This window comes from Pseudomonas parafulva NBRC 16636 = DSM 17004 (genome assembly GCF_000730645.1).
GTDB lineage: Bacteria > Pseudomonadota > Gammaproteobacteria > Pseudomonadales > Pseudomonadaceae > Aquipseudomonas > Aquipseudomonas parafulva.
The window spans coordinates 175715-197184 of the sequence record NZ_BBIU01000007.1; the positions used below are offsets into that span (position 1 = coordinate 175715).

Genomic DNA, 21470 nt, shown 5'->3' on the forward strand with positions numbered 1-21470 from the left:
GCGACCTCCCGATAATCGATCCGTTGGAAAACCGTTGCACCCCGCCGTTACGGCAATGGCGGGTTGTTCCAGCGCTGTACGGTCACGATCATGTGGCCCTCCCCGGTCTGGCCGCCGTCGGCCAGTGTGGCGATGACCTTCAGGTTGCCGGCGTTGTTGGTCATCATCTTGCGCTCAGGGTTGGGGCCTGCGCCGCCGGGCACGAACACGCCGTCGGGCTGCATCTGCCCGGCAAATTTCACGTCTTCGTCCTCAACGGCACGCTCGTTGAACGGTTCGACCTTCCACGTGGCCGGGAGGTAACCAATGCGCAGCGGCTGGCCGCTGGCGTCCTTGCCCCAGGCTTCCGCCTCGAAGCGCCCCTGTACCTTGGGCACCGATGCACCGTTTTCACCAATGCGGGCGATGGAGAACGCCGGGACCACCTTCACCTCCTCGACCTTGTCGTAAACGGCCAGGGTGGCCCCCTTCAGCGCGCCCACGGCAACTTCACGCTGGCCGGGCTGGGCGTCGCGAGCCGCGCGCGCTTTGACGCGCAGCAAGGTTGGGGTCTGCTCCAGCACTTGGGTCACCTCGACGCCGGCGCCCAGGTCGGGCTTGCCGTCCAGGCCACTGCCCACCACGCTGATCTCGGCCTCTTCACCGGCCTTGATGAAGCCTGGCTGTACCGCCAGCAGGCGGGCCTTGCCGTCCTTCACAGCAGTGAAATCCAGGCCACGCTCATCGTGTTCGGCTTCGAACATGCGGCCTTTCATTTCGCCATCCAGCGCTGCGAACACCTGGCGCAGCTGGGTATCGCCCACTTTCACATTGGCGCGCCACTCATAGCCGTTGTACAGAATCGCCGTGCCGTTGCCGTTGAATGGAGTACCGTCGGCGTAAGCGCCCTTGACCTCGACCTTGAAGGTGTCGCCTGGCTCGGCCGCGATACTCATCACGCCACGCACATCGCCTTTGGCCAGCATGTGGCCGCTGAAGGCCCACTGCCCCGCCAGTGTGCTGGCATCAGGCTTGGCCTTCTGCCAGTCGGCCCAGGCCGAGCTCTCCAGCGGGTAGCGCTTGGCAAGTTCAGGCACCACTTGCTGCAGGGCGATCGGCAACCAGTCCCGGTCACGCGCCTGGGCCTGATACTCAAGGGACGGCCATTGGCCGAGGTGGAAGTTGACCAGGTATTCCCATTCCTTCGCCGGGCGCCGTTGCAGCGCCACCCGCGCGCCGGAGTGGCAACGGCCGCAGGTTTCGGCCAGTTGGGTATCGAAATGCTCCACCGTGTTGAGGCGGCGTTCCATCGCGTAACGCACGCCGTCTGTTTCACTGGGGGCCAGGCCTTGTTTGTCGGCCAGGTACTTGACCAAGGTACGGCGGTCATCGTCGCTGATTTGCAAGCCGTGCATCACCTGCATGCGGGCGATGCTCATCAACCAGCCCTCGGGGGTTTTACGCTGGTGGCTGATGCGGCTGTAACTGTCGGTACCTTCGGGGATATGGCACCCCATGCACTTGTTCTGCAACAGGTTCGCGCCCTGTTCGGCCGCCATGGCCTGGGTGCCCAGCAGCGCGGCGGCAAGTAACGCCAGCTTGCCCGCATGTCGCCGGAGTCGAGTCGTCTTCAAGGTCAGACCTCCACGGTTGTTGTTCTTATGGTGTCGCACGCTCAGGTGAAGCACAGGTGCAATGATTGGCTCAGATACAGAAACCGTGCCAGCTCCGCCAACTTCTTTACTTTTCAGTGACTTGACAGGTTTTTGGGTGTGCCTTCCCAGTGTGTGCCAGCGCGAGCGGCGTGCCATTTCGCGACAGGGTGTTTCAAGCTGAGACACTGCCTGCCGTTGGATGCAGCGGTCAGCTGACCCTTGTTGCATCTTCGTCTCACACTGTCTCATTGTGCTACAGCGCAGCACCGCCGTTCAGGGCTATACCACTGCGCCAGGCCCTACGATTCAAGGCCCTACAGCCCCGGTGCAACCTTGGCACGGCCATTGCCCAAAGCCTGTCACATCCAATGACAAGAGGCTAAGCCCCATGCCCAGCGAACACACTATCCTGCCTGCCACCCAGGCCTTCATCGAACGCAAACTGAAGATGCGCATCGGTGCCGAATGGCAGGACGCCGCCAGTGGCCGCACCCTGTCTTTTCGCAACCCGGCCACCGGCGAAGTACTGGGCGAAGTGCCCGCCGCGGATGCCGAGGACATAGACCGGGCAGTACGTGCTGCACGCCAGGCGTTCGATGATTCGCCCTGGAGCCGCCTGCGCCCGCGCGAACGCCAGAACCTGCTGTGGCGCCTGGCCGACCTGATGGAGCGTGACGCCCGCCTGCTGGCAGAGCTGGAGTGCCTGAACAACGGCAAGAGCGCTGCGGTGGCACAGGTGATGGACGTGCAACTGGCCATCGATTTTCTGCGTTATATGGCCGGCTGGGCGACCAAGATCGAAGGCAGCACCGTGGATGCATCCCTGCCGCTGATGCCAAACGACCAGTTTCATGGGTTCGTGCGTCGGGAGGCGGTGGGCGTGGTCGGCGCCATCGTTGCCTGGAACTTCCCATTGCTGCTGGCGTGCTGGAAGCTCGGCCCTGCATTGGCCACCGGCTGCACGGTAGTGCTCAAACCGGCGGACGAAACACCGCTGAGCGTGCTCAAGCTGGCAGAGCTGGTGGACGAAGCCGGCTACCCGCCAGGCGTGTTCAACGTGGTCACCGGCACCGGCCTGAATGCCGGCGGCGCCCTCAGCCGACACCCCGGCGTCGACAAACTGACGTTCACCGGTTCCACCGAGGTGGGCAAGTTGATCGGCAAGGCGGCCATGGACAACATGACCCGGGTCACCCTCGAACTGGGCGGTAAATCACCTACCATCGTCATGCCCGATGCCAACCTGCAGGAGGCCGCAGCCGGGGCCGCCAGCGCCATCTTCTTCAACCAGGGCCAAGTATGCTGCGCCGGCTCACGCCTGTACGTCCACCGCAAGCATTTCGACAATGTGGTGGGTGATATCGCCAGCATTGCCAACGGCATGAAACTTGGCAGCGGCCTGGACCCAGCGGTGCAAATGGGCCCGCTGATTTCCGCCAAACAGCAGGACCGCGTCACCGGCTACATCGAACTGGGCCGCGAACTCGGGGCAACCATTGCTTGTGGGGGGGAAAGCTTCGGCCCAGGGTACTTCGTCAAGCCCACCGTCATCGTCGATGTGGACCAGCGCCATCGCCTGGTGCAGGAAGAAATATTCGGCCCGGTGCTGGTGGCGATGCCCTTCGACAACGTTGATGAAGTAATCGCCATGGCCAACGACAACCCGTACGGTCTGGGCGCTAGCATCTGGTCCAACGACCTGGCTGCGGTACACCGCATGATCCCGCGTATCAAGTCGGGCTCGGTGTGGGTCAACTGCCACAGCGCCCTGGACCCGGCATTGCCGTTCGGGGGCTACAAGATGTCGGGGGTGGGCCGTGAAATGGGCGCGGCCGCCATTGACCACTACACAGAGCTCAAGTCAGTACTGATCAAGCTCTGAGCGTTTCACCCTCTGGCCCTGCCCCATCGCGGCAGGGCCGCTGCAGCATTTCTCAAAACAACAATGACCATGGAGTACACCATGACGCACAAACTCGCCTGCACATTGGCCCTGCTGTTCACTGCCCCTCTCACCCACGCCTATGAGCTGTATAACCAGAACGGCACCACGGTGAACGCCAACCTTGAGGCACTGTTCGGCGCCTTCCACAGCGACGAAAGCTTCAACCAGGCCGGCACCCGCCAAGCTGGCAGCAGTACGTGGCAGGAAGGTTATGCGAAGTACGGCCTCAGCGGCACCCAGGCCTTGGCCGCAAGCGGCACCCTCTACGGCGCGCTCAGCCTGGTCAGTTCCGCAACCTGGGGCGATGGCGATGCCGCCGGGCTGACCCTGGGCGACGAACGCCGCACCGCCATCGAGGACATGAACCTGGGCTGGCGGTCGGGGAACCTGTTCCCCGCCCTGGGCGAGGATGGCATCGACCTCTCCGGCGGGCGGCAGGTGGTGACGCTGGGCGACGGTTTCCTGATTCAAGGCGACCCGGTGAACCTGGGCAAAGCGGACCTGGGCGCAAACTTCAACCGTGGCGGCGCCTACTACCTGGCAGCACGCAAAGCCTTCGACCGCACAGCCGTGTTGCGCCTGGGTGGGAAGCAAGGCTGGCGTGGCGACCTGATGTGGCTCAAGTCCGATAACCATTACCAGGCAGACACCGCGCTGGCAGTGGCCAACCTGGAGCATGTCGCTGACACCGGTACCGTGGGCCTCAGCTGGATCCGCGGCCTGGATGTGGACGACCGATACGCACAACTGATGGGCCTGCAACACCGCGATGGCATGGATACCGTAAGCCTGCGCGGGCGAGGTAGCCTGGGCGTTGAAGGCCTTGAGGTCGCCGCCGAGTACGTCACGCAGGACCAGACCGGCGGGCACGAGAATGCGTGGTACCTGGAGGGCAACTGGACGTTTACTGCCTTGCCCTGGTCACCCACGGCCACCTACCGCTACAGCCGGTTCTCCGAAGGCTTCGACCCGTTGTTCTACGGTCTGAGCCGGGGCTACGGCACTTGGTTCCAGGGTGAGGTAGCAGCCAACTATGCAGGGCCGTTCAACAAGAACAGCCAGGTGCATCATGTAGCGGTCAAAGGCAAGCCGCGTGACAACCTGACCGTGGGGGCGCTGTACTTCGACTTTGATACGCTCGATACCGCCCGGGGCAACCTGGGCGGGCGTGAACTGGACCTGTACGCAGAATGGATGGTCAACGACCATCTGCTCATCAGCCCGGTGGTAGGCTTCTACAAACCCGAGCGGAGCGCCGCCAACGGCGGCACGCAATTGGGCGGGCGGGATACCGAAACCTATCTGCAGTTGATCGTCGGAACCTTCTTCTAAGCCGAGCCGGGGGAGTCTGGGCTCGGCAAAACGGGCCCAGGCAGCTCAGGCGATGCGCTGTTCGCGCAGCCATCGCATCACCTGCAGCCGCTGGTGGTGTGCAAGCCCCGCCAGAACGGCATCCAGCCCTTCGCCCGCCTGCACCGCCCGCACGATCGGGGCCAAGGGCACCCCCTGCAGGTGCCAGATACCCAGCGGTTGGTCCGCTGTTACCACCACCTCCGCCTCCTCCACCAGCCCGTCACACAGTACTGGCCGGCGCACCACCTGCACCGCCTGGTCGTCCGCTGCCAGGTGCAGTGGCTGGGTGTCGGGCCAGCCCTGGCGCCGGCCCCAGAATGGCTGCCCGCTGCGGCCCTGTTCCTGCGCGTAGAAGTCACGGCCGGTACGCGCGAAACGCATGAACAACTGTGCCACACGCTGTTGGTGAAACTGGCAGGCCAGCCCTGCCCGCCCTGGCCTGCGCAGGAGGGTGTTGATCACCATCGGCGCCTGCAGTGCCGAAGACAGGGATTGGAAGATCCCATTGCCAGACAGCGGGTCCACGGCCATTGCGGCATCACCCACCCGGATCCAGTCCCTGCCTACGCAATCACCTGCCAGTATAGGCGTGCTGCTGCGAGCATGGACGGGCGCCGCCAGCGATGCCTGGGTACCAAACAGCTCCGCCGCCAGCGCGCTGCGCTCACGCAACTCCGCGCAGTAGCCGGCCAAGGCTACCTTGGCTGGCAGGTTTTCGGCGTCCTGGGTGACCTGCCAGTAACTGCGCCCATCCGCCAGCCGCGCCATCCATGCCCAGCCGCCGTCCAGGCTTTCTATCGCCGAAGCAGGCTCGCCAGGGGCACCCTGCCAGCTCGCCAGCAGGCTGACCGTTTCAGGGCCACGCAGGCGGTCCGCCGCCAGGGGGGCTTGTCGGCCACGGGCTTCTACCAGGAAATCGGCCTCCAGCACCCGGCGGTCATCCAGGTGAACCTGGTAGCTGACGTCGTGCTCGATCTGCCGCGCCCGGCCTTCGATAACCCTGATGCCGGCCTGCAGAAGGTCATCGCGCAGGGCATGGTCAAAACGTTGCCGGTCCAGCAGGTACTCCTGGTTCATCTGCAAGTGCTGGCCGTTCCAGTGCACCTGTCGGGTAGCCGGCGTGGCAGCCTGGCTCAACGCACCGCCCAAACCTGCATGGCGCAAACCTTCCAGCACCCGCTGCGACACACCCTCCACTGCCGAGAAACGGCGCCACTCAGACACGACCGTTACCGGGTAGCCCAGGCGACCAAGGCCAATGGCGGTGGCAGCCCCCGCAGGGCCTGCACCCAGCACGAGGATGCGGGGCTCATGCATGCCTGGCGCCTCGCCGCTCCGGCCCCTTGAAGGCCGCCTGGCTGCGCAACCAGTCCCGCACCTGCTGAGGGTGCATGCCAGGCTCATCACGCAGCAGCGCCGCAACCCTGCCGCTCAACGCAGCGCAACCCAAGCTGGCACCTGCGGCAGCACCACTGCCCACATGGCCGCCAAAATCCGCCTGACGGCTACCCAACCATGACCACTGGCCAGGGGCGCAGCGGGCATCCCCGGTCACGCGGATCACCCCGGGGTAACTGGCCGGGTAAACCGGCGCCCCGCGGGCGGGGCTCGATGCACACAACAACACGCCTGCCGCCTGGGCCTCGGCGCAGGCTTCGCGCAGCACGGGCCGGTCCTGTTGCAGGCCAAGGCTCAGGTTGATCACCGTTGCGCCCTGCTCTACCAGCCACAGCAAGGCAGCTGCCACTTGCAGGGCACTGGTGCTGGGCTGGGTGTCGAACACCTGGGCCATCAGCAGCGACACCCCCGGGGCCTCGCGCTGTACGGCCGCGAGCACAGCCGTGCCGTGCCCCAGTTGGTCAACGGCCATTTCAGCGTCACGCAAGTCGGCCCGCTCCAGCCAGAAACGGCGTGTGGCCAGCAGGCCCTGTGCCTGAGCGGGCGAGCAGCCGCTGTCGATCACACCCATACGTACCTCAGTTGTCATGCTTTGCTGCCTCCTGCAAAAGAACCTCCAATTGGCCATCACGCAACTGCACGTGCAGGTCGGCATCGGCCAATGTCGATGCCCGATGGCTGATCAAAATGCGCGTGCGGCCCGCAAACAGCTGGTCGATCGCGGTGATCACTTCGCGCTCGGTGGCTTCGTCCACCGCCGAGGTGGCCTCGTCCAGCACCAGAATAGCGGGCGCCTGCAACACTGCGCGGGCGATGGCAATGCGCTGCTTCTGGCCGCCAGACAACTGCTGGCCACGCTCGCCCAGCAGGCTGTCCAGGCCCTGCGGCAGGCTGTCAACCAGGCTACCCAGGCGTGCCAGGTGTACCACCCGCTCCAGTTCGGCGCGGGACGCCTCAGGCACGCCATAGGCCAGGTTCTGTGCCAGGGTTCCGCGAAACAGCACGATGTCCTGGCTGACCACGGCCACCCGCCTGCGCAGGGCAGCAAGGTCCAGATCGCGCAGGTCCGCGCCATCCAGCAGAATACGGCCCGCGTCCGGGTCGTAGAAACGCTGCAGCAGGTCGATCAGGGTCGATTTGCCCACCCCCGATGGGCCACTGATGGCCACTTTCATACCGGCCGGTATGCACACGTGCGCACCGTCCAGCACGGCGCCGTGACGCCCTTGGTGGGCAAAGCTCACACCCTCAAGCCGCAGCTCGCCAGGGCCATCAGGCATGGGCCGGGGGTGGCGCGCAGGAAGCACAGCCACAGCCTCCTGCTTCAGCTCCATCACCCGGCCCAGGCTCACAGCCATGCGCTGCACCGCCACGTACAACCCCAGCAGGCTCTGCACGGGGCCCACCGCCATACCCATGTAGGTGGAAAAGGCGATCAGCGCACCCAGCTGCCACGTGCCCTGAATCACCCACCAGCCCCCCACCAGAAACGCGCAGGCGCGGCACCATGACGTCAGCGTGCCGGGGATCGCCTGGGTGAAGAATTCGGTGACCTGCACCTTCAGCAGCTGGCTCATGTACCCTTTGCCCAACTGGTCGAGCCGCCCGGCCTCACGGCTTTGCTGGCCGGCCGCCTGGATGAACTTCATCGCCGGCAGGGTTTCGACCAGGAACGATGACACATCGGCAGAGCGTTCACGCAGGTTGCGTACTTCACGCTCAACCTTGCGCCGCATCCACCGCAGCCACAGCACTTCTATCGGCACCAGCAGGGCCAGCAGCAGTGACAGCTGCCATGACAGCATCAGCATCAGGGCCACCGCACCTACCAGGCCGATCACAGCCGACAGCGCCGAGAACAACGAGTCCACGGCAAAACGCTGGATCTCCGCCACATCGCCATCCAGGCGCGACAGGATATCGCCCATGCGCCGGCGCCCGTAGAAGGTGGGCGACAACTGCTGCAAATGGCGGTAAAGGTCGTCACGCAGCGCGAACAGGATGCGCCCGGACAACCGCGTGTGCAGGTAGCGGTTGACCCCGGCCAGCACCGTACCCAACAGGCCCGTGATGATCATGATGGCGGCAATGTGCCAAAGCGTCGGGTAATCCCGCGCCAGCAGGCCCTCGTCGATCAGCGTCTTGACCAGCCAGGGTTGCATCAGGGCCAGCAGCGAGGCGCTCAGCGAGAGGCCCAGCAGCACGCCGATGGCGCGGCCATGTGGCCGCACGAAGCTGTACAACCAAGCCAGGGCCTGGCGCATCAGTACGGGGTCGCTGGACTCCACCAGCCTTGCGAACAGGTTGCCCACGGCTCAGCAACGCAGGGCTTTGAGCTTGCGGTACAAGGTCGCCCGGCTGATGCCCAGTGCCTCGGCAGCGGCCGAAACGTTGCCCTGGTGGCGGGCCAGTGCGCTGCGAATCAGCTCCAGTTCGTTATCTTTCAGGCTGCCTGACGGCGGGTTGGCACTGGCCAGTTCTTCCAGCAGGCAATCGGTCAGGTGGTCGAGGGTCAACACCTGTTCACCCGGTTCGCGCATGGCCAGCGCCGTGCGCAACACCATCTCCAGCTGGCGAATGTTGCCCGGCCAGTCGTAGCCATGCAGCACTGCGTCGAGCGCGGGGTCGAGGGTGACGGCCGCAGCCTCGCACTTGTCCAGCACCTGCTGGATGATCGCGGTAAGGTCTTCGCGTTCGCGCAGGGCCGGCAGGCGCAGCGACACGCCATTGACCCGGTAGTACAGGTCTTCGCGAAAGCGCTGGTCGTGGACCAGGCGCTTGAGATCGCGGTGGGTCGCGCAGATCAACGCAACGTCGATGTCCTGCTCGTCACCGGCACCCAGCGGTGCCACCCGCCGCTCTTGCAGCACCCGCAACAGGCGGGCCTGCAAGGCCAGGGGCATGTCGCCGATCTCGTCCAGAAACAAAGTACCCCCATGCGCCTGCATCAGCCGCCCGACCATGCCGCCGCGCCGCGAGCCGGTGAAGGCCCCCTCGCGGTAGCCGAACAGTTCCGACTCGATCAGCCCTTCAGGGATGGCCGCGCAGTTGACTGCCACGAATGCCTTGTCGGCACGTGAACTGGCGTGATGCAGGGCGCGTGCGGCGACCTCCTTGCCGGTGCCAGTCTCACCCAGCAGCAGCACCGGTAAGCCATTGCCGAGGCCTTGCCGGGCCATGCGCAGGTTGCGGGCCAGGCGCGAATCAGCGCCGGCCAAGGCCTCAAGCCCGGGGGCCTGGGTGGGCTGGGCCGGTTTGCCTGGCAGCGAGTGACCCGTTACCCGCCCATGACGGGGCAGTTGCAGGGCACGCACGAAAAACTCGCCTTTGGCCGTTTGCACACTGCTCACGCCGCCTTGCCACAGGCGTGCAATAAAGGCTGGGGAGCGCTCCCCCAGCAGGTCGCTGGTGCGCCTGCCGATCACTTCCTGGCGCGACATGCGCATCAACTGGCAGGCGTTGTCGTTTACCCCGACCACCTCGCCCTCCAGGTTCAGCGCCAGCAAGCCATGCCAGGCGCTGTTGAGGTACTGCGCACGGGCGTGAAACCCAAGTACCAGATGGCCCGGGTGACACAGGCCGAACAGCCGGCTCTCGATGGTGCCAGCAGCCAGCATCAGTGCGGTCAGGTTGTCCTGCGGTTGCGCCATGACCCCTTCACGGGTGATGTCCAGCACACCGATCACCTCGCCACCGGGGTCACGCAGGGGCACAGAGGTGCAGGAGAAAGGGCTGAGGCGGTCCAGGTAGTGTTCGCCGCAGTTGATCAGCGTCGGGCGGCCCTCCACCACGGCAGTACCAATGGCATTGGTACCGCGCAAGGACTCGCTCCAGCAACTGCCCGGGTGCAGGTCGCGCAGGCCTTCACGGCTCAGCACATGGGTCTGCCCTTCGATGGCCAGCACGTTGGCCTGGGCATCGCCGAGGATGACGATGCCACCTTTGCCCTGGCGGGCAACCAGGTAGTCCAGTTCAGGGGTAACTGCGTCCAGCAGCAGGCGGTTGCGTTCGAGCAACGCGCGCAGGTCCTGCCCCTGCTGCAGGCCCAGGCCCACCTGCTCGCCTTGCAGGCAACTGAGCCCATGGCCAAGGCTTCGACGCCACGAGGCGTCGATCTCTTCGCGCAGCATGCCCAGCGGCAGCTCGCCTTCGCTGGCCAGTTTCAAACGGGCCTGGCGGGTTTCGTGAAGTGCGTCTTGGGCGTTTGTTATGGATTGTCGCGCCATGTGCTACTCCGGCTGTGCCCCGCCGAGCGGCGGGGAACGGGCTTGGGAATTTTTCATGCAGTGTGCGCGATAAATGGCAAACCGTCATCAGGCGGATGGGGCCAGCGGGTGATCCGGCAGTTTCTCGACTTTCAGGTTGTCCAGCACCAGCAGCGAATCGTCCTCTGTAGAGTCCACAGTCAGCGTGAACACCTCTGGGCCTTCAATGATCAGCTCCTGCCGACCGTAACGCATGGGGCCCGCGTCATCCTCTGAAAGCTCAATCTGCTCGCCTGAGATGCTCAGGCCCAACCCCGTATAGCTGTTGCTGCCCCAGGAGAAACTGACCAGGCGACGGCCCGCCCCGGGCAACGAAAAGGTGATGGTGCCGTCCGCCTGCAGGTGTTTACCCGCAATCAGGCCGCCGCTGTCATGGGCCGCATCACTGACGCCCTGCCTGCGAGGGCCCATATCGAATACCACCTCGTCTACCGTGACCTTGGCGACATCACCTACGGCAAGGTGCTCGAAATCAATGTCGGGAAGCGGCGTTGGGCGCCCGACCGCCTGCCCATCAGCGTCATAGCCGAAGGTCATCACGCCACCCTTGGCCGAGGGGAACGCCAGGCTGACGACCGGTACCAACTGCTGGTACGCCTGGTAGTAACGGATCTGGTCGAACTGCGCCTTGACCAGTGCCTGGGATTCGCCGCTGACAAAAAAGAACGCCTGTATCGGAAGCTCACCCCCACTGCCTGCGCTCCATACAGGGAGCAAGACCTCGTTGTTGACATGCCACAACGCATCCGCCAGCCCGGCGCGTGCTTGTATGGCAGTTTGGAAAGCCTTGGCGGGTGGCTGCGAAGGCTCGCGCATGTCCCACCCGCACACTCGGTAGTTACCGGCGTTGGGGTAACGTTCAAGCCATTGCTGTGCCGTCGACACGCCCAGGGTCTGGCAGCTGGCCGTGGTGGTTTCGTAACCGGTAATAGGGCCGCACCCGTGCAAGCTGGGGCGCTGGTTAGTGTTGGCGTTGATCGGGAAGCTGCACAGCACCTCCAGCTTGTTGTTCTTGCCGGGCGGCACAGCCTGCACGGGCGGCAGGATCAGGCCGTTATGGTTGCCAAAGGGTTTGCCGAAGTTGTTGTCCTGGCGTAGCCAAGAGAACGCCACGCTGCCCTTCGTCAACTGGCTCCGGGTGGGTTCCCACGGCAAAAACTGAGTACTGGTGGTCGTGGTCCGCACATGGATGCCGCTGCACAGGTAGGCAGGCTTGCTGGGCCCACCACAGTCATCGGCAACCGCGTCGTACCACGTCCTGAGTTGATCGACTGACTCACGCCCACGCTGGTTCAGGAAGCCGGTCAGGGGCGTCACCGGCGCCCCTGTGTCTGCGGCTTGGGCCCCGGCCTGTGGTGCGGCCGAAGCCCCCGTGGCAGAGACCAGCGCTGTAAGGCTCATGCCGAACAGTGTCTTGGCAAGTAGTGGATTTTTGCGCATCGCATCAGGCCCCCGTATGAAGTTGGGATAGAAACCCCGGTGCGATGATGTTTGCCCGAGTCGTCACGACCGGGCTACTGGCAGAACTGCCAGGCGAGCCGCAAAAATGCACGTTGGCCCTGCACAATTGTCGATTGTGCAGGGCAAATTCGCATGACAGGATTCTGTGATCCTCCAGCGAACTCCAGTTTTCACATGGAAATCAATAACAAAGCAGGGAGAACGCAATGCTTCCAGACACTCACGCTTCGGCTTCCGAGCCTGTGCTGGCCGAAGTACGCAACCGGGTCGGCCATCTCACACTGAACCGCCCCTCTGGCCTCAACGCCCTGACCCTGGACATGGTGCGCAGCCTGCGCCGGCAACTGGACCTGTGGGCAGACGACCCCGAAGTGGTCGCGGTGGTGCTCAATGGCGAGGGCCCTAAAGGGTTTTGTGCGGGCGGGGACATCCGTTCGCTGTACGACAGCTTCAAGGCAGGTGACACCCTGCACGAAGCGTTTTTCGTCGAAGAGTATGCGTTGGACCTGGTCATCCACCGTTACCGCAAACCGACCCTGGTCTTGATGGACGGTTTCACCTTGGGCGGTGGTATGGGCCTGGCCCAAGGCTGCGACCTGCGTGTGGTCACGGAGCGTAGCCGCCTGGGTATGCCGGAAGTGGGTATTGGCTACTTCCCCGATGTGGGCGGCAGCTACTTCCTTTCGCGCCTCCCTGGCGAACTGGGCACGTACCTGGGCGTAAGCGGCAACCAGATCCAGGCCGCAGACGCCCTCTATTGCGGCCTGGCAAACTGGTACGTCCACAGCGACGCGCTCACCGCACTGCAACAAGGTCTGGACACGCTGCGCTTTGGCGACCACCCGCTCAAAGACCTGCAGAGCCTGCTGGCGAGCCTTGGCACTCAGGCAGTGGACGGTGCGCCCTTGGCGCAGCTGCGGCCAGTGATCGACCACTTCTTTGCCCTGCCGGACCTGCAGGCCATCGTCGAGCAGCTGCGCACGGTCAGCATCGGCGACAGCCATGCGTGGGCGCTGGCCACGGCGGATGTGCTGGATAGCCGCTCCCCACTGGCCATGGCGGTAACCCTGGAGATGCTGCGCCGGGCCCGCCACTGCTCGCTGGAAGACTGCTTCGCCATGGAACTGCACCTGGACCGCCAGTGGTTCCAGCATGGCGACATCATCGAAGGGGTCCGCGCCCTGATCATCGACAAGGACAAGCAGCCCCGCTGGAACCCGCCGACCCTGCAGGAGCTGCAGCGCCAGCGTGTCGACCAATTCTTCGAAGGCCTGTGAGCCTGGGAGCACGCACATGCAAGATGTGGAACTGAGCGAAGAACAAGTCATGATCCGCGACATGGCCCGGGATTTCGCCCGGGGCGAGCTCGCCCCCCATGCCCAGGCGTGGGAAAAGGCCGGCTGGATCGATGACGGTGTGGTGCGCAACATGGGTGAGCTGGGCCTGTTGGGCATGGTGGTACCTGAAACCTTTGGCGGCAGTTACACCGATTACGTGGCCTACGCGCTGGCGGTGGAGGAAATATCCGCAGGGTGCGGCGCCACGGGCGCGATGATGAGCATCCACAACTCGGTGGGTTGCGGGCCGCTGCTGGCCTACGGCACCGATGAGCAGCAACAGCACTGGTTGCCGCGCCTGGCCAGTGGCGAAGTCATCGGCTGCTTCTGCCTGACCGAACCACAGGCTGGGTCTGAAGCGCATAACCTGCGCACCCGGGCAGAGCTGGTAGACGGCCAGTGGGTGATCAACGGTGCCAAGCAGTTTGTCAGCAATGCGCGGCGCGCGGGCCTGGCCATCGTGTTCGCGGTCACTGACCCGGAGCTTGGCAAGAAGGGCCTGTCGGCATTTCTGGTACCAACGGACAACCCAGGGTTCAAGGTAGACCGCAGTGAGCACAAGATGGGCATCCGTGCGTCCGATACCTGCGCGGTCACCTTCGAACAATGCCGCATTCCTGCAGCCAACCTGTTGGGCGAGCGAGGCAAGGGGTTGGCGATCGCGTTGTCAAACCTGGAGGGCGGGCGCATCGGCATCGCCGCCCAGGCACTGGGTATCGCTCGCGCGGCGTTCGAGGCGGCCCTGGCCTACGCCCGTGAGCGCGTGCAGTTTGGCAAGCCGATCAACGAACACCAGAGCATTGCCAACCTGCTGGCCGACATGCAGGTGCAGATCAACGCCGCCCGCTTGCTCATCCTGCATGCCGCCCGCCTGCGCAGCGCAGGCAAGCCCTGCTTGTCGGAAGCCTCGCAGGCCAAGCTGTTCGCCTCGGAAATGGCCGAGCGGGTGTGTTCGAAGGCTATCCAGGTGCACGGTGGCTATGGGTACCTTGAGGATTACCCGGTGGAGCGCCATTACCGCGATGCGCGCATTACGCAAATTTATGAAGGGTCAAGCGAGATTCAGCGCATGCTGATTGCGCGGGAATTGAAGCATTACCCCCTCTGAAGCGCGCTTGCCGCCAGGTTATTGCCAGTACCTTGCATCGTCTACTACGCGGGCGTGCCCCTCGAACAACGCGGGCAGTTGCTCTTTCAGGTAATCGATCCAGGTGCGTACCTTGGCATCCAGGTAATGGCGCGATGGGTAGATGGCGTACAACGCATTTTCGCGCAACCTGTAGGGCGCCAGTACCCGGCGCAGGCGCCCCTGCTCGATGGCCTGGCTGGCGGTGTAGAACGGCAGCAGGCCAATACCCATGCCTAGCTCGGCAGCGACCAGCATGGCGTCCGCGACGTTCGTCTGGAAGCTGTCTTGCGGGGCGATGACGCACTGCTCCTCGCCTTGGGTAAACACCCAGTCGCCTTCGTACAACGGGTACGCCATGCGCAGGCAGCGATGCCCATGCAGGTCCTCAGGCCGGTTAGGCACGCCGTGGGCCTGCAGGTAACCCGGCGCCGCGCAGGCGATGCTGAAGATGGTGCCCAGCGGTACGGCGATCAACTGCGAGTCGGGCAAGGCCTGGTCCACGGTGATGACCACGTCGTGGCCTTCGGCGAGCGGGTCCGGGTTGCGCTGGGACAAGGTCAGTTCAACCACCACCTCCGGGCACAGCGCGTTGTAGCCGGCCACCAGGGGCATCAGCAGCAAGCCCAGCCCATGGGGGCAATGCAGGCGCAAACGCCCGCGGGGCATCAGGTGCGCCCCGCGCGCTTCGCCCATGGCTTCCTCGGTCAGTTGTAGGATCTGCCGGGCGCGCTCCAGAAACCGCTCACCTGCCTCACTCATGCGCAAGCGCCGGGTGGTCCGGTGCAACAGCCGTGTCTGCAACTGGTTCTCAAGCTCGGCGACGATCCGCGAAACCTGGGCAGCGGAGATGTCCAGCGCGGTGGCCGCCGCCGCGAAACTGCCGCACTCCACCACCCGGGTGAAGGTACGCATGGCCTGCAGCATGTCCATGGGGGCGCTCCTCAGAAGGGGGGATTCAGGCCAGCACCTGAGTGATCCAGGTGGCCTGCTGGTTGAACGCTTCGACCTTGGCCAAAGGCACAGTGTCACGGGCCCGCTGGAAATTAGCCAAGGTCTGCTGTTTCTGTTTCAGCATGCGCTGCCATTTCACCCGAAATGCCGGGCCCTTCTCCTGCATCAGCAGCGGGCCGAAATACAGCTGTTCAGGGCTGTAAGTTGCCGCACCCGGCTCGGCGACGATGATTTCGTAATCAAAGCGGTTCTCGCGCAGCACCTCTTCGGCCACGATGCGGTAACCATTGCCCATCAGCCACTGGCGCAGTTCAGGCTCTGCACCGTTGGGCTGCAGCACCAGGCGTGTCACACCCGCAAGCCGCGCCTTACCGGCCTGCAGAATCTCGCACATGGTCTCACCGCCCATGCCGCACAGGCTGATCACCGACACCCTGTCATCCGCTTCGATGGCTGCCAGGCCGTCGGCCAGCCGCACGGCGATGTGCGCCTGCAAGCCGTGCTTGCGCACATTACGCTGGGCAGACGCATACGGCGTGGGCGCGACTTCACCGGCCACCGCACAGGCGATGAGCCCGCGGCGCATCAGCGCCACGGGCAGGTAGCCGTGGTCCGACCCGATGTCGGCCAGGCGCGCGCCTTGTGGCACGTAGGCGGCAACCCGTTCCAGGCGCATGGACAATGTGTGTTCGTTCACGGTCAACCCCTTTGCAGTGGGGCGCGATTCTGCCGGTGAACGCCCCGTAATTCAAACACGGGGGCCACCTCGACCCGAACGGCCGGGTGGCGTACGCTTGCTGTTTTCCACCGTCGCAAGGCAAACCTGACCATGGCAAACGCAGATATCACCTACACCCCGGACCCGGATGCAGACGCCATCTCGTCCGACGTAGCCGAGTACAACGGCGTGCTGGTGACCACCCAAATCCCTACCCACCCGGACGGCAGCCTGGCACTGGGCAGCATCGTCGAGCAAAGCGAATGCACGCTGCAGGCCCTGAAAGTGGCACTGGAGAACGCCGGCAGCGGCATGGACCGCGTGCTGCACCTGACCATCTACCTGACCGACATGGCCGACCGCGCCGCCTTCAACGAGGTGTACCAGCGTTTCTTCAGCAAACCCTGGCCTGTGCGCGCCGCCGTGGGCGTTGCCGCCCTGGCCTTCGACGGCATGCGGGTGGAAGTGACGGCAATGGCCGCCAAGCGCTGACCTGCGCACGGCCAATGCACCTCCGGGCAGGCCAAGGGTGCCGCCCGGCGGTTTCGCCGCTACAATGCGCGCCTAACCGTGACAGCCCGAAACCATAACGACATGTCCCTTCCCAAGAATCACCTGGAACTGCTCAGCCCTGCCCGCGACGTGGCCATTGCCCGTGAAGCGATCCTGCATGGCGCGGATGCCATCTATATCGGCGGCCCAAGCTTCGGCGCACGCCACAATGCCTGTAACGAGGTCGCCGATATCGCCCAACTGGTCGAGTTCGCGCACCGTTATCACGCACGCGTGTTCACCACCATCAACACCATCCTTCACGACAACGAACTGGAACCTGCACGTGCGCTGATCCACCAGCTGTACGACGCCGGCGTCGACGCCCTGATCGTGCAGGACCTGGGGGTGATGGAGCTGGACATCCCACCGATCGAGCTGCACGCCAGCACACAGACCGACATCCGCACCCTGGAGCGCGCGCGCTTCCTCGACCAGGCCGGCTTCTCGCAACTGGTGCTGGCCCGCGAGCTGAACCTGCAGCAAATCCGCGCCATCGCCGCCGAGACCGATGCCGCCATCGAGTTCTTCATCCACGGCGCCCTGTGTGTGGCGTTCTCTGGCCAGTGCAATATTTCCCATGCCCAGACCGGTCGCAGTGCCAACCGTGGCGACTGCTCCCAGGCCTGCCGCCTGCCCTACACGCTCAAGGATGATCAGGGCCGGGTAGTAGCCTTCGAGAAGCACCTGTTGTCGATGAAGGACAATAACCAGACCGCCAACCTGCGCGACCTGGTGGATGCGGGCGTGCGCTCGTTCAAGATCGAAGGCCGCTACAAGGACATGGGCTATGTGAAGAACATCACCGCCCACTACCGCAAGGAACTCGACGCCATTCTGGAAGATCGCCCAGGCCTGGCCCGCGCCTCCAGCGGCCGCACCGAGCACTTCTTCATCCCTGACCCGGACAAGACCTTCCACCGCGGCAGCACCGACTACTTCGTCACCGACCGCAAGGTCGATATCGGTGCCTTCGATTCGCCCACCTTCACCGGCCTGCCAGTTGGCGTGGTGGAAAAGGTCGGCAAGCGCGACCTGCAGGTGGTTACCGACGTACCGCTGACCAATGGCGACGGCCTGAATGTGCTGGTCAAGCGCGAGGTGGTCGGGTTCCGGGCCAATATCGCCGAGCCCCGTGGCCAGTTCGAGGAAGACGGCCATACCCGCTACCGTTACCGTGTTGAACCCAACGAGATGCCCGAAGGCCTGCACAAGCTCAGGCCTAATCACCCGCTGTCGCGCAACCTGGACCACAACTGGCAGCAGGCCCTGCAGCGCACCTCTGCCGAACGCCGCATTGGCGTGCGCTGGCAGGCGGTGTTGCGCGAACAGTGCCTGACGCTGGTGGTGACCAGCGAAGAAGGCGTCAGTGCGTACGTGACGCTGGATGGCCCGTTCGGCCCGGCCAACAAGCCCCAGCAGGCACTGGATCAGTTGCACGATCTGCTGGGTCAGTTGGGGACCACCCTGTACCACGCCGACAGCATCGAGCTGGACGCCCCGCAGGCGTACTTCATCCCCAATTCGCAGCTCAAGGCGCTGCGCCGCGAGGCCATCGAGGCATTGACCACGCTGCGCATCCAGGCTCACCCCCATGGCTACCGCAAGCCCGAGACCACGCCGCCACCGGTCTACCCCGAGTCGCACCTGTCGTTCCTGGCCAACGTGTACAACCAGAAGGCCCGGGACTTCTATCACCGTCACGGCGTGCAACTGATCGATGCCGCGTACGAGGCCCACGAGGAGCACGGCGAGGTACCGGTGATGATCACCAAGCACTGCCTGCGCTTCTCGTTCAACCTGTGCCCCAAGCAGGCCAAGGGTGTCACCGGTGTGCGCACCAAGGTGGCGCCCATGCAACTGATTCAGGGCGACGAAGTACTGACGCTCAAGTTCGACTGCAAACCCTGCGAGATGCATGTCATCGGCAAGATGAAAAACCACATCATCGACCTGCCAACCCCTGGCAGCGCCGTGTCGCAAGTGGTCGGGCACATCAGCCCTGAGGACCTGCTCAAAACCATCGTGCGCGCCCCCCACTAAGGGCCCAGGCGGCACTCAGCGTATCTGGTGCTTGTGCAACAGGCGGTAAAAGGTAGGCCGTGAAACACCCAGTACCTTCGCCGCCACGCTCAGGTTGTCACTGTGGCGGTCGAGCACATCGCACAGGGCCTGCCGCTCGGCCCTGTGCTTGTATTCCTCCAGCGTGCCCAGCGGTTGCTGCTGCCCCTGGGCCTGCAACCCCAGGTCCTGTGCTTCTATCTGCCGGCCTTCAGCCAACACCAGGCCGCGACGCACCCGGTTGGCGAGTTCACGCACGTTGCCTGGCCAGTCATGCTGCCCCATGGCAGCCAGTGCGTGTTCGCTGAACGAGCGTGGCCGGCGGCCGGTTTCCAGGCTGTAGAAATGGGCAAAGTGGTTGGCCAGCATTGGCAGGTCGCCATGCCGGTCACGCAGGGGCGCCGTGATCACCTGCAGCACGTTCAGCCGGTAGTACAGGTCTTCACGAAAGCGACCCAGCTCAATGGCCTTTTCCAGGTCCACGTGGGTGGCCGCCAGCACCCGCACATCCACTGGGATCGGTTGGCTGCCGCCGACGCGTTCGATGTGTTTTTCCTGCAAAAAACGCAGCAGGTTGGCCTGAAGCTCCAGCGGCAGGTCGCCGATCTCGTCCAGAAACAGCGTGCCACCGTTGGCCGCCTCGATACGCCCCGCCTTGCGCTGGTGGGCGCCGGTGAACGCGCCCTTCTCGTGGCCAAACAGCTCGGACTGGATCAGGTGCTCGGGGATAGCGCCGCAATTGATGGCAATGAACGGTTGTTCGCTGCGTTGCGACTGACGGTGCAGTGTACGCGCCACCAGTTCCTTACCCGTGCCGCTTTCGCCGCGGATCAGCACGGGGGATTCGGTGGGTGCCAGCTTGCCCAGCAGTTTGCGCAGCTCGCGGATGGGCCGGCTCTCCCCCAGGAGTTCGTCGTTGGGGTCGTCAACCTTGTTGGCGCCCTTGCCGCGCAACCGCGCCATGCCGAATGCCCGCCCCAGCATGACCTGCACCCGCGAGACGTCAAAGGGCAAGGTGTGGAAGTCGAAAAACCATTCGCAGACAAAATCCCCGAACGCCGGCATGCGCAGTTGCTCGGCACTCAGCACCGCAATCCATTCGGTATTGCTGCGCTTTATCATGTCCTTTACGGCATCTGGCTGCTTGAGGTGCGAGGCCTCCAGGCGCAGCAAGCCCACATCGCACGGATGATCCTGGGCTTGGGCGAGTACACAGCTGTCGACGTCCCAACCCGCTTCGCGCAGCCCGGGCAGCAGCTGATGGCATGCCTCGCAAGGGTCGACGATGAGCAAGCGGCGTTGCGCGGTGGGTTGCTGCATGACCGATCCTTGGCGCCAGGTTTTGGTTTTTTGAGATAAAACAGCAAGTTGTGGCGCCCGATTAACACTAGCAACTCAATTGACGGTTTCCATGACCGTCCGTCTACTGGCCGCGCTTTTTATATCGCACGGCGGGAATTTTCTGTTCAAAGCGCCCTCCCATGGGCGCAGGTGATCGATTGATTAAACGCCTGTGAACTTTTTTATTGTAAACGTGTGACTTGAACCCACGACCAGAGCATCAGTACTGATAACCCCGCGCTGCATATCGCGATCCTTGAGGCGACCTGGAAGCAACGCGGACTTCACCTGGATGTTTGCGACCACAGAGAGACCGACTCATGAATGCCCCGCTCCGTGTCAACGAAGCACTGCTGATTGCCGACCACGCCTTCGAACCCTTCCAGTGCGTGGCCTGGGATGCCCCCAATGGTACAGGCGAACTCAGCCTGGCCGTGGTTGACCGCACCAATGCCCGTATCGGCAGCAAGCAAGTATCCTCGCGCACCTATTCCGATAAAGCCCAGTGGGCCAGCCTGATCGAGGAAGTGCGCGCCGAACTCAGCGAAAAAGGCTATCGCCTGCAACCGTGGTCAATGCCTCGGTAATACCGGCCGCCTGAACAGGTGCGTGGACCCACCACGCACTTGCCCCTCTGAAAGTTGCACGTTTCTTATTGCGACTTGATGCCGCACCCTCGCACTTACTTAATGACGTTCATGGCCTGTATATGCTGATACTCGGCATTCAACTGCAAGGCCAATTGCTGCGCGCGCCCCAACCGTACGGCTGTTATTTCCATATCCACCAACACGGTGCTGCAGGGCAACGGCTGCACGGCTTGCCACTGCTGCAGGCGCCCGTCGGTGAACACCAGGCAGCGCACCTGTTCGCTGGGGTGGGCCTTCCGCCGGGCGATCAGCCATCGTCTGGCCTGCTCCAGCGCGGGTAGTAACGGTGTGCCGCCACCAGCTCCCAGCGCCTGTAGCCAGGGTTGCAATGCTGCTGAGGCCTTCAGCCCGTGACGTTGCCACTGAGGTGCGTGGCCGCTGGCAGTCAGCAGCGCAAGGCGTGCACGCTGGCGGTAGGCCTGGTCGAAAAGCGTTGCCAGTACCCCTTTCGCCTGGCTCAGTGCTTGGTTTCGGCGGGTTGAGGCAGAGGCGTCCACAATCACCAGCCACAGCTGAGCCGGCTTGCCCCGATGTACCTGCCAGCACACATCCTGACGTTTGCGCGGGCGGCCTTTGAGCAACGTCGGCACCCAGGCAACGCGGCCGCTGGCCCGCTCAACGGCGCGGCCGCGGCTGGCGCCAGCCTGCTGCCCTTTACCAGCGCCGGCATCCGCC

The 21470-nt window shown here is 64.1% G+C and carries 17 protein-coding genes; 7 read left to right on the top strand and 10 right to left on the bottom strand.

The genetic code is table 11. The features are described 5' to 3' along the window. Window positions 1–47: 47 nt before the first annotated feature. Complete coding sequence (gene peaA, locus PPA02S_RS06515) at window positions 48–1613, bottom strand: quinohemoprotein amine dehydrogenase subunit alpha (RefSeq protein WP_028633891.1); 1566 nt, start codon at window positions 1611–1613, stop codon at window positions 48–50. A 409-nt stretch (window positions 1614–2022) separates the two neighbouring features. Between peaA and PPA02S_RS06520 the strand changes: the two genes are divergently transcribed. Both PPA02S_RS06520 and PPA02S_RS06525 read left to right on the top strand, forming a co-directional pair. Next, complete coding sequence (locus tag PPA02S_RS06520; protein ID WP_028633890.1) at window positions 2023–3516, top strand: aldehyde dehydrogenase family protein; 1494 nt, start codon at window positions 2023–2025, stop codon at window positions 3514–3516. Between the two features lie 81 nt (window positions 3517–3597). Continuing rightward, a complete protein-coding gene (locus PPA02S_RS06525; protein ID WP_028633889.1) occupies window positions 3598–4911 on the top strand; it encodes an alginate export family protein in 1314 nt (437 codons plus the stop codon). A gap of 45 nt (window positions 4912–4956) precedes the next feature. Here the strand turns inward: PPA02S_RS06525 and qhpG are convergent, their stop codons facing one another. The 5 genes from qhpG to PPA02S_RS06550 form a co-directional block, all read right to left on the bottom strand. Further along, complete coding sequence (gene qhpG / locus PPA02S_RS06530; protein WP_028633888.1) at window positions 4957–6249, bottom strand: flavin-dependent monooxygenase QhpG; 1293 nt, start codon at window positions 6247–6249, stop codon at window positions 4957–4959. After that, window positions 6242–6919 carry a subtilisin-like serine protease QhpE gene (gene qhpE / locus PPA02S_RS06535; protein WP_028633887.1) on the bottom strand — a complete coding sequence of 226 codons (678 nt, stop codon included), beginning with the start codon at window positions 6917–6919 and terminating at the stop codon, window positions 6242–6244. The genes qhpG and qhpE overlap by 8 nt, the downstream gene beginning before the upstream one ends. Beyond that, window positions 6909–8642, bottom strand: a complete 1734-nt coding sequence (locus tag PPA02S_RS06540) for an ABC transporter ATP-binding protein (RefSeq protein ID WP_028633886.1) — start codon at window positions 8640–8642, stop codon at window positions 6909–6911. The genes qhpE and PPA02S_RS06540 overlap by 11 nt, the downstream gene beginning before the upstream one ends. Before the next feature lie 3 nt (window positions 8643–8645). Next, window positions 8646–10556, bottom strand: a complete 1911-nt coding sequence (locus PPA02S_RS06545; RefSeq protein WP_028633885.1) for a sigma-54-dependent Fis family transcriptional regulator — start codon at window positions 10554–10556, stop codon at window positions 8646–8648. Between the two features lie 87 nt (window positions 10557–10643). Next, entirely contained in the window at window positions 10644–12035 is a 1392-nt protein-coding gene (locus PPA02S_RS06550) for a hypothetical protein (protein WP_154660076.1), read from the bottom strand. Window positions 12036–12262: 227 nt separating this feature from the next. Here PPA02S_RS06550 and PPA02S_RS06555 point away from each other — a divergent pair, with 227 nt between their 5' ends. Continuing rightward, window positions 12263–13333 carry an enoyl-CoA hydratase/isomerase family protein gene (locus PPA02S_RS06555; protein WP_028633884.1) on the top strand — a complete coding sequence of 357 codons (1071 nt, stop codon included), beginning with the start codon at window positions 12263–12265 and terminating at the stop codon, window positions 13331–13333. Window positions 13334–13349: 16 nt separating this feature from the next. Then, complete coding sequence (locus tag PPA02S_RS06560) at window positions 13350–14501, top strand: acyl-CoA dehydrogenase family protein (RefSeq protein ID WP_028633883.1); 1152 nt, start codon at window positions 13350–13352, stop codon at window positions 14499–14501. Window positions 14502–14519: 18 nt separating this feature from the next. Here the strand turns inward: PPA02S_RS06560 and PPA02S_RS06565 are convergent, their stop codons facing one another. Beyond that, complete coding sequence (locus PPA02S_RS06565; RefSeq protein WP_028633882.1) at window positions 14520–15452, bottom strand: LysR family transcriptional regulator; 933 nt, start codon at window positions 15450–15452, stop codon at window positions 14520–14522. 25 nt (window positions 15453–15477) lie between these two features. Continuing rightward, window positions 15478–16170, bottom strand: coding sequence for a tRNA (adenine(22)-N(1))-methyltransferase (locus PPA02S_RS06570; RefSeq protein WP_028633881.1), 693 nt, complete (start codon window positions 16168–16170; stop codon window positions 15478–15480). A 132-nt stretch (window positions 16171–16302) separates the two neighbouring features. Between PPA02S_RS06570 and PPA02S_RS06575 the strand changes: the two genes are divergently transcribed. Both PPA02S_RS06575 and PPA02S_RS06580 read left to right on the top strand, forming a co-directional pair. Then, window positions 16303–16683, top strand: coding sequence for a RidA family protein (locus tag PPA02S_RS06575; protein ID WP_028633880.1), 381 nt, complete (start codon window positions 16303–16305; stop codon window positions 16681–16683). A gap of 102 nt (window positions 16684–16785) precedes the next feature. Further along, window positions 16786–18786: a peptidase U32 family protein gene (locus tag PPA02S_RS06580; protein ID WP_028633879.1), complete on the top strand. Its 2001-nt coding sequence runs from the start codon at window positions 16786–16788 to the stop codon at window positions 18784–18786. A 15-nt stretch (window positions 18787–18801) separates the two neighbouring features. Here the strand turns inward: PPA02S_RS06580 and PPA02S_RS06585 are convergent, their stop codons facing one another. After that, window positions 18802–20124, bottom strand: a complete 1323-nt coding sequence (locus tag PPA02S_RS06585; RefSeq protein WP_028633878.1) for a sigma-54 dependent transcriptional regulator — start codon at window positions 20122–20124, stop codon at window positions 18802–18804. A 341-nt stretch (window positions 20125–20465) separates the two neighbouring features. On the opposite strand from PPA02S_RS06585, the gene PPA02S_RS06590 reads away from it, so the two are divergent. Then, window positions 20466–20732 (top strand): hypothetical protein, encoded by a 267-nt coding sequence (locus tag PPA02S_RS06590; RefSeq protein ID WP_028633877.1) that lies wholly within the window; start codon window positions 20466–20468, stop codon window positions 20730–20732. A gap of 95 nt (window positions 20733–20827) precedes the next feature. Here the strand turns inward: PPA02S_RS06590 and PPA02S_RS06595 are convergent, their stop codons facing one another. Continuing rightward, window positions 20828–21385, bottom strand: a complete 558-nt coding sequence (locus tag PPA02S_RS06595) for a vWA domain-containing protein (protein WP_028633876.1) — start codon at window positions 21383–21385, stop codon at window positions 20828–20830. Between the last annotated feature and the right edge of the window lie 85 nt (window positions 21386–21470).